Origin of the sequence: Haloarchaeobius amylolyticus (assembly GCF_026616195.1) — an archaeon.
Lineage (GTDB): Archaea > Halobacteriota > Halobacteria > Halobacteriales > Natrialbaceae > Haloarchaeobius > Haloarchaeobius amylolyticus.
Window position 1 is genome coordinate 881319 of the sequence record NZ_JANHDH010000002.1, and the last position, 12711, is coordinate 894029.

Here is a 12711-nt window from a genome sequence, read left to right on the forward strand (position 1 = left end):
TCGTCGTTGTTCGTCGTAGAAGTAGCGGGAGGTAGATTTGAACTACCGATCTGCGGGTTATGAGCCCGCCGGAATCTCCTGGCTATCCCATCCCGCTACCTCTTCGTACCGCCGTCCCACTGATAAGGGTTATGAGTTCGAAGTCCGTTCCATCAGCGACATTCGTGAGGGACTGGCCCGACACCCGGATTTATGTCTCTCGAGAGACCAATCTCGAGTATGCAAGCCAGCGTCACGAGTACGGTCCGGGCGGTCGCCGGCTGGCTGCGCGTCGCCGTGATACTCGGGCTGAGTCTCGCCCTGATCGCCCACGGCCTCGCCCTCTGGAGCGGTGTCGTGGACTGGACCTTGCCGGCAGGCGTCGACTTCGCCATCGCCCTCGTCTTCATCGCGTACGCCGTGTCGATGCTGGGCGAGGAGTGACCGGCTCTGTGGACTGGTCAGCATCGGGAAAAATTGGTGTGAGAACTGAACCTCTCCAGCTGAACAGAATGCCTGCTCGGCAGTCGCCGCACTCCTCTGTTGCAGCTCGATGGAAGGAAAGGAGGTAGATTTGAACCTCGCTCGCGCCACGTAGCGGCGCTCGCTGGTTCAAACTACCACAGTTCTACTTTCAGAATGCAGGGTTCGCTCGACGTACGTCTCGCTCACCGTTTGAATTCTGAAAAGTAGCGGGAGGTAGATTTGAACTACCGATCTGCGGGTTATGAGCCCGCCGGAATCTCCTGGCTATCCCATCCCGCTACCAACACGTAGCCCGGTGCACTAGTTAAGGGTTGTGATTACAGCGCCGTGTGTGAGTTTCTCCCTGCCGCTCTGCGGTGATTTCCGGGCGTTCGACACCGAAAAATACGGCCGGTTCAGTCGTGCTGAACCCGCCAGGTGAACAGGCTCTCGGCGACGTAGTTCACGAGCATCCCGACGCCGATGCCGGTGACCTTCGCGAAGACGAACCAGAGGTCGAGCCCGAGGAGGTCGACGTCCAGTGCGACGACCCGGAAGACGACCCAGAAGGTACCGAGCTGGACGAGGATACCGCCGGCCCGGACGACGTTCGAGCGCGCGAGTCGCTTCAGGGTCGGGACCACCCCGGCCGCACCCTGCTCGGCGAACGTCCAGTTGTCGTTGAGCAGGAACATGACGACGACGGCGACCTCGATGCCGATGAAGACGGCGAGTTCGGGGAAGACGTTCAACTCGTTGAGGACGGTCGCGGTCGTCACGTCGAACATGGCCCCGATGACGCCGACGGAGGCGAACTTGCCGAAGCGGACGCCCGAGGTCAGCGAGTCGACGTGGTCGTCGACGGTGTCCCGGAGGTCGGCGTCGTCACTCATCGGACTCCGTGGCGAGGCGCTCCACCAGCGGGTGGGTGTTCGAGCGACGGTTCGAGATGAACGAGTGGATGGGGTTCCCCGTGAGCCGTTTCGCGCGGTGGCGCGACTTCACGAGCGAGACCGCGAGTTCGATGGTCGTCCCGACCGGCGAGACCGTCGATTCTGGCTGGTCCTCCCAGGTGACCGGGACCTCCGCGATGCGGAAGCCGCGGGCGTTCGTCATCGCGACGAGTTCGAGGTCCCACGCGAAGCCGGCCTCGTAGAGGTGGCCGCGGACCTGCTGCCAGGCCTCGCGGTCGATGGCCTTCGCACCGCACTGGAAGTCGTAGAGGTCGACGTCGAGGAGGGTGCGGGCGAGGAAGGCGAACCCGTCGCCGAGGTAGCGACGGGCGACCGTCTGGTGGGACCGGACGTCCGCGTCGGGGTGGCGTCGCGAGCCGACCGCGAGGGCGGCGCGCTCGGCCACCACCGGGTCGACCACGTCCACGATGGAGGCGGCGGGCGTGGCCCCGTCGGCGTCGGCGAACGCGAGCACGTCGGTATCGAGGTGCTCGAAGCCGCAGGTGATGGCCGCGCCCTTGCCACGTCGCGCGTCGACCGCGTGGACGGTGCAGGGGGCGTCCTCGAGGGCGGCGAGCGTCGCGTCGTCGGGCGAGTCGAGTTCGACGAGGAGGGCGTCGGGGTCCAGTCGGTCCTGGAGGGCATGGAGGTAGTCGACGAGTCTGTCGACAACGGGGTCGTAGGCGGGGACGACGACTCCGACTGACCGTTGCATTACTTCGTGAAGGGTCGCCGGGGGGAGTAAAAGGGTTCGCTTCGCCACAGCGACCGAAGGGAAAAGTCCTTAGCCGGCGCACCCGCGACTCACCGGTATGGAAATTGGGCTGGTCGTCCTCTGGCTCGCGGCGATGGCGGGCCTGACAGTCGTCGCCGCCCCGTTCTCCGCGCTCCTCCTCTCGCCACTCTCGGACCGCGGCGGAACTCTCGCCCTCCCGGTCGCGCTCGCGGTGCTCGGGGTCACGAGCTACTGGGTCGGGCAGGTGGCGTTCGGCTGGCCCGGCGTCGTCGCGACCCTGGTCGTCCTCGGCGGCGGCTCGGCGGTCGCGCTCTCGCGCGGGTTCGAGCCCGACTGGCGCCGGGTCGCGACCGGCCTCGCCGTCTTCACGGTCGGCTTCGGCCTCGTCGTGCTCGTCCGGAACGCCCAGCCGGCGGTGGTCGCCGGCGGCGGCGAGAAGTACCTCGACTTCGGCCTGCTGAAGACGCTCGTCCGGTCGACCGAACTCCCGCCGGAGGACTTCTGGTACGCGGGCGACCGCGTCCAGTACTACTACGGCGGGCACCTCGTCAGCGCCCAGCTGGCGACCCTGACCGGTATCGCGGCACGGTACGCGTACAACCTCGCGCTCGCGACGTTCTACGGTGCGCTCGTCACGGCGGCCTTCGGGCTGGCGTGGAACGTCGCGGCCGAGCGCGACCTGCCCCGGCTCGCGGCCGGGACACTGGCCCTGTTCTTCGTCGGCTTCGCGAGCAACCTCACCCCCCTCGCCCGGCTCGTGGTCTGGCTGCTCCCCGAGAGCATGAAGACCCCCGTCGACACGAACCCGGACCGGCCCGGGATGGAGGGCATCGAGGCGCTGGGTGCGACCTGGAGCAAGTTCAGCCTCGCCTCGGGTCCGGACAGTTTCAACTACTGGCCGGCCTCGCGGGTCATCCCGAACACCATCAACGAGTTCCCGCTGTTCTCGTTCCTCAACGGCGACCTCCACGCGCACATGACGAGTACGCACCTGCTCATGCTCGCGGCCGCCGTCGCCTTCGCCTACTGGCTCACGCCGGCGGCGCAGGTCTGGCGCCGACGCGTGTACCTCTTCGTGTGCGCGCCCGTCCTCGCGGGCTGGCTCGCCATCGTGAACACCTGGAGCTATCCCTCGGTCGCGGGCGTCACGACGCTCGCGGTCATCTTCGCCGCCCCGCACCCGGCGAGCGTCTACCCGGCCCGCGTCTGGGACCGGGTCGAGGCGGCCGTCGAGGGGTCGTCCGTCGCGGCCGAGGCGACCCGGCTGCTGGCCGCGGGGACCGTCGGCATCGCGGTCGGGGTCGGCGGCTTCCTGTTCGCGCTCCCGTTCTTCACCGGCGCGACGAGCGGCCAGTCGCTCGCGCTGTTCCCCGAGCGCAGTGGGCTCGCCGGCCTGTTGCTCGTCCACGGCGCGTTCCTGCTCGTGACGGTCTCGTACCTCGCGCCGCGCATCAGGCCGGGCCGGTCGCTGGACCTCGGCTTCGGCGCGCCGGTCGCCCTGCTCGCGCTGGCGGCGGTCGCCAACGCCCTCGTCGGCTGGGTCCCGGTGCCGACGGTGGCCGTCGCCCTCGTCGGCGTCGCCGCCCTCACGCAACTCCGCGACGGCGACCTGCTGCCGGGTGGCGTCCTGTTCGGGCTCGCGGTCGTCCTCGCCTTCGCCGCGGGCGACGCCGCCATGCGACTCGGCGTCTACGGGGCGACCCTGTTCGTCGCGGTCGGGGCGGTCGTCGCCGACCTCGACGAGGAGACCCGGATGGTCGCACTCACCGCGGTCGGCTTCGCGGTCTTCGCCGGCATCGCGTGGCTGCTCGACGCCGTGGTGCTCGCCGCGGTCACCCCGGCACTGGTGCTGGGCTGGATACTGCTCCGGCTCGACCGCGACCTCGGCTACGAGACGGTGCTCGTCGTCGCGGCCATCGGGCTGGTCACGATGGTCGAGTTCGTCTACGTCTCCGAGCGCGCCGGGAGCGGCCGGTTCAACACCGTGTTCAAGTTCTACATGCAGGTGTGGATCCTGTGGGGGACCGCGGTCGGCGTCATGCTGACCGACGTGGTCGCCCGGCAGTGGCCCGAGTGGAGCATCGGCGACCGCCTCGCGGCACGACGGGGTTCGGACAAGGCACGGCTCCTCCGGGCCGGCGCGGTCCTCTTCGCCGTCGTCCTCGTGGTCTCGACGAGTCTCTACGGGGGGCTCGCGCTCGCCTCGCACTTCGACCGCCACGACGCGAACACGCTCGACGCCAAGCAGTGGACCCAGGAGAACTACCCGGACCAGTACGCCGCCATCGAGTGGCTGGACGAGAAGGAGGGTCGGCCGGTCGTCGTCGAGCGCCCGACCACGGTCCACATCTACAGCATCAACTCGCCCGCGACGCCGCTCGTGAGTGGCGTGTCGAGCCTGACCGGGCTCCCGACCATCGCGGGCTGGGGCCACGCCTCGAACTACCACACCGAGGCGGGGTGGCAGCTCCGGATGGCCGAGGTCGAGGCGGTGTACGAGGGGCAGGTCGAGTACCAGGGTGAGACCATCACCCGCGCTGCGGTGCTGGCGAAGTACGACGCCCAGTACGTCTACGTCGGCCCGCACGAGCGCCAGCACTACGACGTGTCGGGGCTGTCAGAGGCGCAGGGACTCACGCTCGTGCAGACGTTCGACGACGTGCGCATCTACGCGGTCGACCAGTCGGCGCTGGACAGGTCGGCACAGAAGCAATCGGCACAGCAACAGTCGGCACTGAACCGGTCGTCGCTGGCGGTCGGCGCAGAAGAATCGCGGCTGCGTCGCTGATTCAGACGGAGAGCTTGCCCTTCGCCTTGATGACGTCGACCGTCTCGGCGTCGACGCGGTCGACCTCGAGGTGGTGCGGGATGTAGTTCTGCTCGTCGAAGTCCTGTCTCTCGGATTCGTCGCCGACGATGCACCACAGCTGGACCTCGTCCGGGCCGTGCCATTCGCCGTTGCGGCTGATGGAGAAACAACGGACCTCCTCCCCACCGTCGTAGCTGATGATGGCGTCCTTCCGGATGCCGGGGTCCCCGTGGATGATGAGGCGCTTCATGCTCGGGCGTTTGCACACCGTCCAATTAAGCGTATCGAAGCCGCCGATGCGGGCCCTCGGGCGGTTCCCGGCAGACATGTTGACGTTCCAACCGTAGTGAAATTAAAGTGGGTCCGCGTCGAATCGACGCCAACCACGGGGTTGGGAATGACGCACACAGATGGGCTGAGCAACACCACGACGGCTGTACAGGACGGGATCGAGGTCGAGAAGGGCATCGAACCGGGGGACGAGACGATGACGGTGCGATACCGCGTCACGTCGACGCGCGAGGGGGCGGCCGCGGTCCGGCTGGTCGAGTCGCTCGGGCCGGGGTTCCCGCTGGAGTCCCTGAACCTCGACGGGGCGGGCCACGGCGACTGGCTACTGGAGGAGGGCGGCAGGCGGGTCGCCCTCGTCGACATCGTCCAGGGGGGCGAGAGCGTGACGACGAGCTACGTCGTCACCACCGCGGACCCGCGGTCGGTCGAGTCCGTGTTCGAACCGCCGGTCATCGACATGGTCGACCCGGTCGAACCGACGGGGTCGCACGACGCTGCGGCCGAGGCGGCGGCCTCGCGGCCCGGTCCGGTTCGCCCGACAGATGCCGACGAGGAGGCCGTCGTCGACGCGCTCGTGACCGCTCTGGAGTCGGGCGCGGTCGACGCCGAGCAGCTCGAGACGCTCCGGGACCACATCGCGCCGGCCATCGCGCGGAGCGACGAGGTCCGGTTTCGCCACCTGCAGTCCCGACTCGAGGACTTCGCCGCGTACGCGGACGGACTGGAGGCGCTCATCGACGAGCACGGGACCGCCAGCGACGTGGTGGTCGAACTCAAGGCGGACATCAGCCGGGTGCGCGACGACCTCGCGGCGGCCTCGGACGAACTGGCCGAGACCGCGGACCGGCTGGACCGGACGGCGGGCCGCGTCCGCGACGCGGAAGAGCGACTCGACGACACGGCGGACAGGGTCGACGACGTGGAGGGAGAACTCGACCACGCCAGCGGCGGCCACGCCGACGTGGCGGCGCGCTTCGACGCACTGGAGGACCAGTTCGCGACCGTCACGAGCCGGCTGGACGCCGTCGAGGAGCGGCTTCAGACCGTCGACGGGCGGCTGAGTACGGTCGACGACCGGCTGGGTTCGATGGAGGACCAGCTGGTGGGCGTCGCCGGCGACCTCGAACGGGTGCAGGGACGCCTCGACGCCGTGGACGACGACGTCGAGGAGACGGCCACCGCGCTCGCCGAGGAGATCGACGCCCTGGACGAGCGCCTCGACGACCTCGCGGCGGGGCTCGAAGAGACGAAGGCCTGGCGCGCACAGCTCGGCGAGGCGTTCCAGGGCCGGGCGTCGGCGTCGGCCGGCCAGACGGACGATACCGACGGCGAGTCACCCGACGGCGACGCGGCCGGGTCGGCCGAGTGAGACCCATCCACGGCTCCGACCGGCCCGAACCAAATGCGTTTTAAAGGACCGTGGCCAAATCGACCGTAAGGCCGATATCTATGCAGATGCCACGACGCTTCAACACGTACTGCCCACATTGTAACGAGCACCACGAACACGAGGTCGAGAAGGTCCGTACCGGTCGCACCACCGGTATGAAGCGGGACCAGCGCAAGCAGCGCGAGGGGAAGAAGACCATCGGTAACGCCGGTCGCTTCTCGAAGGTCCCCGGTGGCGACAAGCCCACCAAGAAGACGGACCTGAAGTACCGCTGCGGCGAGTGCGGCAAGGCGCACCTCCGCGAGGGATGGCGCACCGGTCGACTGGAGTTCCAGGAGTAGAACCATGGCAGGAAGCTTCTACAAGGTCAAGTGCAGCGATTGTGAGAACGAACAGGTCGTGTTCGGGAAGGCCTCGACCGACGTCAACTGTGCGGTCTGTGGCACGACGCTGGCCACGCCCACGGGCGGCAAGGCCGACATCCCGCACGACGTCATCGAGACGGTCGAAGCACGATGAAGTACAGCGGCTGGCCCGACTCCGGTGAACTCGTCGTCGGCAAGGTCGACGAGATAGAGGACTTCGGCGTCTTCGTCGACCTCGAGGAGTACGAGGACAAGCGTGGCCTCGTCCACATCAGCGAGGTCGCCAGCGGATGGATCAAGAACGTCCGCGACCACGTCCGCGAGGGCCAGACCGTCGTCTGCAAGGTACTCGACGTCGACGAGGGGTCCCAGCAGATCGACCTCTCCATCAAGGACGTCAACAACCACCAGCGCTCCGACAAGATCCAGGAGTGGAAGAACGAGCAGAAGGCCGACAACTGGATGCTGCTGGCGTTCGGCGAGGACGTGAGCGACGAGCAGTACGCCTCCGTCGCGAACGAACTCCTGAGCGAGTACGGCAGCCTCTACGAGGGCTTCGAGCAGGCGGCCATCCACGGCCCGAACGCGCTGGCGGACGCCGACCTGACCGACGAGGAGATCGAGAAGGTCGTCGAGACGGCCCGCGAGAACGTCTCCGTGCCCTACGTCAACGTCACCGGCTACATCGACCTGCGCTGTCCGAACCCGGACGGGGTCGACGACGTGAAGGAGGCCCTGCAGGCCGCCGAGGGCAACGGCGAGGTCCCCGACGAGGTCGAACTCGACGTGACCTACGTCGGCTCGCCGGAGTACCGCATCAAGGTCAAGGCGCCGAACTACAAGACGGCCGAATCCGAACTCGAGGAGGCCGCAGCACGCGCCAGAGCGGAGATCGAGAGTCGCGGCGGCACGGGCGAGTACCACCGCGAGCGACGGTCCGACGACGAATGAAATCGGACATCCGGGTGTGTGCGGCGTGGCGCGACAGCCACGAACGCCCGGTGTACACGCTTTCTGACACCTGTCCCGACTGCGGAGCCGACGCCGTCAACAGCGCGCCGGCCCCGTTCGACCCCGCGGACCCATACGGCGAGTACCGACGCGCTCTTAAGCGCGCCGCCCGCGAGTAGGCCGTATGGAGCCACTCGACATCGAGCACGTCGCTGAAGCGGAGCTTTCGGACCCGGTGTTCGTCGAGGGACTGCCCGGCGTCGGCCACGTCGGCAAGCTCGCGGCCGAGCACATCCTCGACCAGCACGACGGCGAACTCGTCCGCCGCGTCTACTCGCACGACCTGCCGCCGCAGGTCGACGTCGACGAGGAGGGCATCGCCGAACTCACCCACCTGGAGTTCCACGCGGTCGAGACGGACGGGCGCGACCTGCTCGTCCTGACCGGCGACCACCAGGCCCAGAGCAACGACGGCCACTACCGGCTCGCCTCGGCCGTCCTTGACCTCGCCGAGGAGTTCGGCTGCGAGTCGGCGTACGCCCTCGGCGGCGTCCCGACCGGCGAACTCATCGAGGAGTACGCGGTGCTCGGCGCCGCGACGGACGAGTCGCTGAAGGGCGACCTCGAGGACCTCGGCGTCGAGTTCCGCGAGGACGAACCCGCCGGCGGCATCGTCGGCGTCTCCGGGCTCGTCCTCGGGCTGGGCCGCCGCCGCGACCTCGATGCAGCCTGCCTGATGGGCGAGACCTCGGGCTACCTCGTCGACCCCAAGAGCGCGCAGGCGGTCCTCGAGATCCTCGAGGAGCGCTTCGAGATGGACCTCGACTACGCCTCGCTGGAGGAGCGCGCCGACGAGATGGAGGAGGTCATCGGGAAGATACAGGAGATGGAGCAACAACAGCAGGCGAGCGTGCCGAGCGACGACGACCTGCGCTACATCGGGTAGCGTCGGCCCGGCTCGCGAACCGCGCACACAGCGACGGCCCAGTCACTTTGTTACTCAGTCGGCGGCGGGGTCCGACTCGCCCTCGGGTGCCGCCTCGAGCGCCGGTGGGGCCGCGGTCGCGGCCTCCCGGCTGTTCCGGATGTACAGCGCCAGCAGCGCCAGCCCTGCCGAGACGAGGACCGCCTGGAGCAACAGCCCGTCGACCAGTTCGGTCGCGGCGAAGGCGGTCCAGAGGACGGTGCCAACGAGGCCGACGCGGATGTCGGTCCAGGCCCAGCTGCCCCGCTGGTAGGCGAACAGGCCGTACAGGGCGAACGCGAGCCAGGCCACCAGCAGGAGCGAGTAGAGCTGTTCGGCGAGCGTCATCAGTGAGGGTACGGTCGCGACGACGATAACGGCGGGAGTAACCGGGGACTCGGTTACCCGAGGAAGGCCCGGACCCGGTCCGCGAACGACTCGGGTCGCTCCCGGGGCGGCATGTGGCCACAGCCGGGGAGGACGAACAGCTCCGCATCGGGGAGCATGGCGTGGGCGCGGATGGCCCAGTCGACCGGCACGAGGGGGTCGCGCTCGCCGTGGACGACCAGCGTCGGCACGTCGAGGTCGGGGAGTCGGTCGAGGAAGGCGGTCCGCAGCCCGGTCGGCGTCACCTCGTGGCGCTGGAAGGCGTGCCAGGCCTCGCCCACGTCGGGGCGCTGGAGGGCGGCCAGGGCGTCGGCCTCGAGGTCGTCGTCGCCCTCGACGACCATGCTCCGGATGGAGCGCCGGCCCAGACGGTCGCTGTGGCTGAAGAGCCACCAGAGGGCCCGGTTCAGCCGCTCGGCGCGGGTGAACCAGTAGGCGAGCCGGCCACCCGGGACGCTCGTCCCGAGGCCGTAGCTGTCGACGAGGACCAGTCTCTCGACGCGGTCGGTGTGGTCGGTCGCGAACTGGAGGGCGATGCCGCCCCCCATCGAGATGCCGACCAGCGAGACGCGCTCCAGCCCGAGTTCGTCGCAGAACTCGGCGAGCACGTCGGCGTAGTACCGGAGCGACGGCTGCCGGCTGGCGGGGCCGCTCGACCCGTAGCCCGGCCAGTCGGGGGCGAGGACGTGGTGCTCGTCGGCGAGGGCGGGCAGGAGGTGACGCCACGAGAGGCGCGCCTCGTCGAGGCCGCCGCCGTGGAGGAGGACGACGGGCGGGTCGGTCTCCTCGCCGGCCGCGAGGTAGTGCAGGCGGACGTGTGCGAGGTCGAGGTACCGCGACCGGGGACGCGTCTCGGTGGCTGTTCCGGTGGCCCGGTCGGTCGACGCGGTGCCGTGTTCGGTCGTGGTGGTCGGTTCGTCGGCGGTCGTGGCGGCGTCGGGGGCGGCTGAATCCATATCTAGCTGATAGGTCGCCGGTGAAGAAGTCGCTTGCTCCAACGAACTCTTTACCGACCACGACATACTCTGGCCCGTGGCACTGCCAGTGGTAGACGCCGGGTTCGGCTGGGTGACGACGCTCCCGTCGTGGTTGCTCGCCGGCCTGTCGCTCGGGGCGCTGTTCGCGGTGCTCTCGGCGACGATGTTCGTCGCGGGCGAGTACCTCTTCCCCGAGCCAGCCGAGACCGCGCGCGAGGCCGGCCGGCGCGTCTCGAGCGAGACGCGTCGCCGCCAGGAGATCCGCTGGTACCTCGACGCCATCGGCGAGCAGTACGCCGAGGACCACCCCGTCGCCGGCGACACCGTCGCCTTCTACCTGCCGTCGCGGGACGTGGCCGTGACCTTCGACGCCCACGCCTTCTTCCGCATCCAGCAGACCGACACCTACGCCGTGCTCTGCGAGCACGAGATGCACGGCCACCACCTCGGCGCGCGCCTCCCCTTCGAGGTACCCGAACTCGACTGGGAGGTCGAGGCGGACGAGGACGACGTCATCGAGCAGGCGTTCCGGGCGCTGGGCCTGCCACCGTCGGCGTCGAGCGACGAGGTCCGGTCGGCCTACCGCGAGCAGGTCATGGAGGTCCACCCGGACCACGGCGGGAGCGAGGAGTCGTTCAGGCGCGTCCGCGAGGCGTACACGACGGCCAAAGAGCACGCCGCCGATTGACGACGAACCGGTGAAGACTGCCGAGAAACGACCGTAGCGACGGTAACGCACCGGTAACTGCGCGACAGGATGGCAACAAGATTTTATGCGTTCTCTCCGTTCTCCCGGACATGTTCCCCCATCTCGCCGCACTCCCGACCGTGTTCGGGATGTCCACGCCGGACCTGCTCGCGTGGGTCGTCATCGCGGCGTTCCTCGTCGGTGCGGTCGCAGACCGGTTCGACCGTCGGGTCGCCACGTACTGGCTCGCCGGGACGTGGGTCCTCTTCGGCGTGTTCTGGCTCGCCGTCTTCCCCCACTTCGCGTTCGAGGTGCGCAGTTTCGTCGAGGGCGGTCTCGCGCTGTTCGCGGTCCCCGCGTCGATCTACACCGGCTACCTGCTCCTCCAGGGCCGCGAACGGCTCGTGACCCTCTCGAAGGCCGTCGGCGTCATGGGCCTCATCTACCACCCGACGCAGGCCATCCCGTTCGTCCGGCGCGCCCTCATCGAGGAGGTCGCGCGGGAGACGCTGTGGGGTATCCAGCTCCTGGGTTACAACCCCGAGTTCACCACCGGGCCGGAGTACGGCTACCTCAACATGTTCGTCTTCTCGGAGTTCTCGACGTACATCGTCTACGCCTGCACCGGCATCGGTTCGATGGCCATCTTCGCGGGCCTCATCGTCGCGGTCGAGGCACCGCTCCGGCGCAAGCTCCAGTCCTTCGCGCTGGCCATCGGCGTCATCTGGGTGCTCAACTTCGTCCGGAACGTGTTCGTCGCCATCGCCGCCGGGAAGGGCTGGTTCACCCAGGGGCCCATCCTCTGGCTGGCGACGACGGCCGGCGTCCCCGAGAACCACACCTCGTTCTGGTTCGCCCACAGCGTGCTCTCCCAGACGCTCTCGGTGTTCGCTCTCGTCGGCATCACGTGGGCCGTCGTCCACGTCCTGCCGGAACTCCTCGGCGTGCTGGAGGAGGTGCTGTTCGTCGCGACCGGCGAGGAGTACGACCTCGCCGACGCCCTCGACCTGAACGACCCGGTCCGCGCCGACGGCGGGCAGGTCGATGGCGGCGACTGACTGCTCGTTCGCCGACCGGGCGGCGTACCTCCCCGCCGCCGACGCCCTCGTCCTCGCGGACCTCCACCTCGGCAAGGCTCACGCCTCCAGCGTCGAGTTCCCCCTGAACGAGGGCGCCGGGATGGCCGACCGGCTCGGTGGCCTGCTCGACCGGTTCGACCCCGCGACGGTCGTCTTCGCCGGCGACGTGCTCCACTCGTTCACCACGGTCCCGGTCCCGGCACGCGAGGCGCTCGCCGACCTCGCCGACCGCGTGACGGCACAGGCCGACCTCCGGCTGGTGTCTGGGAACCACGACACGCAACTCGAACGCGTCGCGGAGCGGGTCGCCGACCTGCCGGTCGCGGACGCCGTCGAACTCGACGACGGGACCGTGGTGTGTCACGGCCACGAGGAACCTCAGCCGGGTGCGGACCGGTACGTCGTCGGCCACGACCACCCGACCATCGACATCGAGGGGCGGACCCACCCCTGCTTCCTGTACGGGCCGGGCGCCTACCGGGGGAGCGACGTGCTCGTCCTCCCCGCCTTCACCACCCTCGCCGCGGGGATGACGGTCAACCGGATGCGCGGCTCGGACTTCCAGACGCCACTGGTCACGGACCCGGACCGGTTCCACCCCATCGTCCGCGACGAGTCGGGCGACGAGACCCTGCGGTTCCCGCCGCTGGGCGAGTTCAGGCGACTGCTGTAGAACG

General features: G+C 68.9%; 16 protein-coding genes and 2 tRNA genes. 11 read left to right on the plus strand and 7 right to left on the minus strand.

The window, feature by feature from the left end; all coding sequences use genetic code 11:
• Positions 1–22: 22 nt before the first annotated feature.
• Positions 23–97, minus strand: a tRNA-Met gene (locus NOV86_RS16885).
• Between the two features lie 122 nt (positions 98–219).
• Between NOV86_RS16885 and NOV86_RS16890 the strand changes: the two genes are divergently transcribed.
• On the plus strand, positions 220–423 hold the full coding sequence (locus NOV86_RS16890; protein WP_267642828.1) for a hypothetical protein: 204 nt from the start codon (positions 220–222) through the stop codon (positions 421–423).
• A 246-nt stretch (positions 424–669) separates the two neighbouring features.
• Here the strand turns inward: NOV86_RS16890 and NOV86_RS16895 are convergent.
• The 3 genes from NOV86_RS16895 to NOV86_RS16905 all read right to left on the minus strand — a co-directional run bounded on the left by NOV86_RS16895 (position 670) and on the right by NOV86_RS16905 (position 2112).
• Positions 670–744 (minus strand) — tRNA-Met (locus NOV86_RS16895).
• A gap of 116 nt (positions 745–860) precedes the next feature.
• Positions 861–1337, minus strand: a complete 477-nt coding sequence (locus tag NOV86_RS16900; protein ID WP_267642829.1) for a GtrA family protein — start codon at positions 1335–1337, stop codon at positions 861–863.
• Positions 1330–2112 (minus strand): glycosyltransferase, encoded by a 783-nt coding sequence (locus NOV86_RS16905; RefSeq protein WP_267642831.1) that lies wholly within the window; start codon positions 2110–2112, stop codon positions 1330–1332. Before NOV86_RS16905 ends, NOV86_RS16900 begins: the two co-directional genes overlap by 8 nt.
• A 97-nt stretch (positions 2113–2209) precedes the next feature.
• On the opposite strand from NOV86_RS16905, the gene NOV86_RS16910 reads away from it, so the two are divergent.
• On the plus strand, positions 2210–4921 hold the full coding sequence (locus NOV86_RS16910; protein ID WP_267642833.1) for a DUF2298 domain-containing protein: 2712 nt from the start codon (positions 2210–2212) through the stop codon (positions 4919–4921).
• Position 4922: 1 nt separating this feature from the next.
• Here the strand turns inward: NOV86_RS16910 and NOV86_RS16915 are convergent, their stop codons facing one another.
• Complete coding sequence (locus NOV86_RS16915) at positions 4923–5192, minus strand: HAH_0734 family protein (RefSeq protein ID WP_267642834.1); 270 nt, start codon at positions 5190–5192, stop codon at positions 4923–4925.
• Between the two features lie 147 nt (positions 5193–5339).
• On the opposite strand from NOV86_RS16915, the gene NOV86_RS16920 reads away from it, so the two are divergent.
• The 6 genes from NOV86_RS16920 (at position 5340) to NOV86_RS16945 (ending at position 8885) form a co-directional block, all read left to right on the plus strand.
• A complete protein-coding gene (locus NOV86_RS16920) occupies positions 5340–6602 on the plus strand; it encodes a coiled-coil domain-containing protein (RefSeq protein ID WP_267642835.1) in 1263 nt (420 codons plus the stop codon).
• 80 nt (positions 6603–6682) lie between these two features.
• The gene (locus NOV86_RS16925) at positions 6683–6964 is read left to right on the plus strand and encodes a 50S ribosomal protein L44e (RefSeq protein ID WP_267642837.1); all 282 of its coding nucleotides are present in this window, start codon (positions 6683–6685) and stop codon (positions 6962–6964) included.
• Between the two features lie 4 nt (positions 6965–6968).
• Positions 6969–7142: a 30S ribosomal protein S27e gene (locus NOV86_RS16930; protein WP_267642838.1), complete on the plus strand. Its 174-nt coding sequence runs from the start codon at positions 6969–6971 to the stop codon at positions 7140–7142.
• The gene (locus NOV86_RS16935; RefSeq protein ID WP_267642839.1) at positions 7139–7939 is read left to right on the plus strand and encodes a translation initiation factor IF-2 subunit alpha; all 801 of its coding nucleotides are present in this window, start codon (positions 7139–7141) and stop codon (positions 7937–7939) included. Before NOV86_RS16930 ends, NOV86_RS16935 begins: the two co-directional genes overlap by 4 nt.
• Complete coding sequence (locus NOV86_RS16940) at positions 7936–8118, plus strand: RNA-protein complex protein Nop10 (protein WP_267642841.1); 183 nt, start codon at positions 7936–7938, stop codon at positions 8116–8118. The genes NOV86_RS16935 and NOV86_RS16940 overlap by 4 nt, the downstream gene beginning before the upstream one ends.
• Before the next feature lie 5 nt (positions 8119–8123).
• Positions 8124–8885 (plus strand): proteasome assembly chaperone family protein, encoded by a 762-nt coding sequence (locus tag NOV86_RS16945; protein WP_267642843.1) that lies wholly within the window; start codon positions 8124–8126, stop codon positions 8883–8885.
• Between the two features lie 54 nt (positions 8886–8939).
• On the opposite strand, the gene NOV86_RS16950 is transcribed toward NOV86_RS16945, so the two are convergent.
• Positions 8940–9251 (minus strand): hypothetical protein, encoded by a 312-nt coding sequence (locus NOV86_RS16950; RefSeq protein ID WP_267642844.1) that lies wholly within the window; start codon positions 9249–9251, stop codon positions 8940–8942.
• Positions 9252–9304: 53 nt separating this feature from the next.
• The gene (locus NOV86_RS16955; protein ID WP_267642845.1) at positions 9305–10246 is read right to left on the minus strand and encodes an alpha/beta fold hydrolase; all 942 of its coding nucleotides are present in this window, start codon (positions 10244–10246) and stop codon (positions 9305–9307) included.
• A gap of 76 nt (positions 10247–10322) precedes the next feature.
• Between NOV86_RS16955 and NOV86_RS16960 the strand changes: the two genes are divergently transcribed.
• The 3 genes from NOV86_RS16960 (at position 10323) to NOV86_RS16970 (ending at position 12707) form a co-directional block, all read left to right on the plus strand.
• Complete coding sequence (locus NOV86_RS16960; protein WP_267642846.1) at positions 10323–10955, plus strand: J domain-containing protein; 633 nt, start codon at positions 10323–10325, stop codon at positions 10953–10955.
• A 110-nt stretch (positions 10956–11065) separates the two neighbouring features.
• Positions 11066–12013: an archaeosortase A gene (artA, locus tag NOV86_RS16965; protein ID WP_267642848.1), complete on the plus strand. Its 948-nt coding sequence runs from the start codon at positions 11066–11068 to the stop codon at positions 12011–12013.
• A complete protein-coding gene (locus tag NOV86_RS16970; RefSeq protein ID WP_267642849.1) occupies positions 12000–12707 on the plus strand; it encodes a metallophosphoesterase in 708 nt (235 codons plus the stop codon). Before artA ends, NOV86_RS16970 begins: the two co-directional genes overlap by 14 nt.
• Positions 12708–12711: the final 4 nt, after the last annotated feature.

Excerpts from the sequence above, each read along its gene's own strand:
- NOV86_RS16940 (WP_267642841.1), top strand. The coding sequence starts at position 7,936 with ATGAAATCGGACATCCGGGTGTGTGCGGCGTGGCGCGACAGCCACGAA.
- NOV86_RS16915 (WP_267642834.1), bottom strand. The coding sequence starts at position 5,192 with ATGAAGCGCCTCATCATCCACGGGGACCCCGGCATCCGGAAGGACGCC.
- NOV86_RS16945 (WP_267642843.1), top strand. The coding sequence starts at position 8,124 with ATGGAGCCACTCGACATCGAGCACGTCGCTGAAGCGGAGCTTTCGGAC.
- NOV86_RS16900 (WP_267642829.1), bottom strand. The coding sequence starts at position 1,337 with ATGAGTGACGACGCCGACCTCCGGGACACCGTCGACGACCACGTCGAC.
- artA (WP_267642848.1), top strand. The coding sequence starts at position 11,066 with ATGTTCCCCCATCTCGCCGCACTCCCGACCGTGTTCGGGATGTCCACG.
- NOV86_RS16910 (WP_267642833.1), top strand. The coding sequence starts at position 2,210 with ATGGAAATTGGGCTGGTCGTCCTCTGGCTCGCGGCGATGGCGGGCCTG.
- NOV86_RS16890 (WP_267642828.1), top strand. The coding sequence starts at position 220 with ATGCAAGCCAGCGTCACGAGTACGGTCCGGGCGGTCGCCGGCTGGCTG.
- NOV86_RS16935 (WP_267642839.1), top strand. The coding sequence starts at position 7,139 with ATGAAGTACAGCGGCTGGCCCGACTCCGGTGAACTCGTCGTCGGCAAG.
- NOV86_RS16925 (WP_267642837.1), top strand. The coding sequence starts at position 6,683 with ATGCAGATGCCACGACGCTTCAACACGTACTGCCCACATTGTAACGAG.
- NOV86_RS16950 (WP_267642844.1), bottom strand. The coding sequence starts at position 9,251 with ATGACGCTCGCCGAACAGCTCTACTCGCTCCTGCTGGTGGCCTGGCTC.
- NOV86_RS16905 (WP_267642831.1), bottom strand. The coding sequence starts at position 2,112 with ATGCAACGGTCAGTCGGAGTCGTCGTCCCCGCCTACGACCCCGTTGTC.
- NOV86_RS16920 (WP_267642835.1), top strand. The coding sequence starts at position 5,340 with ATGACGCACACAGATGGGCTGAGCAACACCACGACGGCTGTACAGGAC.
- NOV86_RS16955 (WP_267642845.1), bottom strand. The coding sequence starts at position 10,246 with ATGGATTCAGCCGCCCCCGACGCCGCCACGACCGCCGACGAACCGACC.
- NOV86_RS16930 (WP_267642838.1), top strand. The coding sequence starts at position 6,969 with ATGGCAGGAAGCTTCTACAAGGTCAAGTGCAGCGATTGTGAGAACGAA.
- NOV86_RS16970 (WP_267642849.1), top strand. The coding sequence starts at position 12,000 with ATGGCGGCGACTGACTGCTCGTTCGCCGACCGGGCGGCGTACCTCCCC.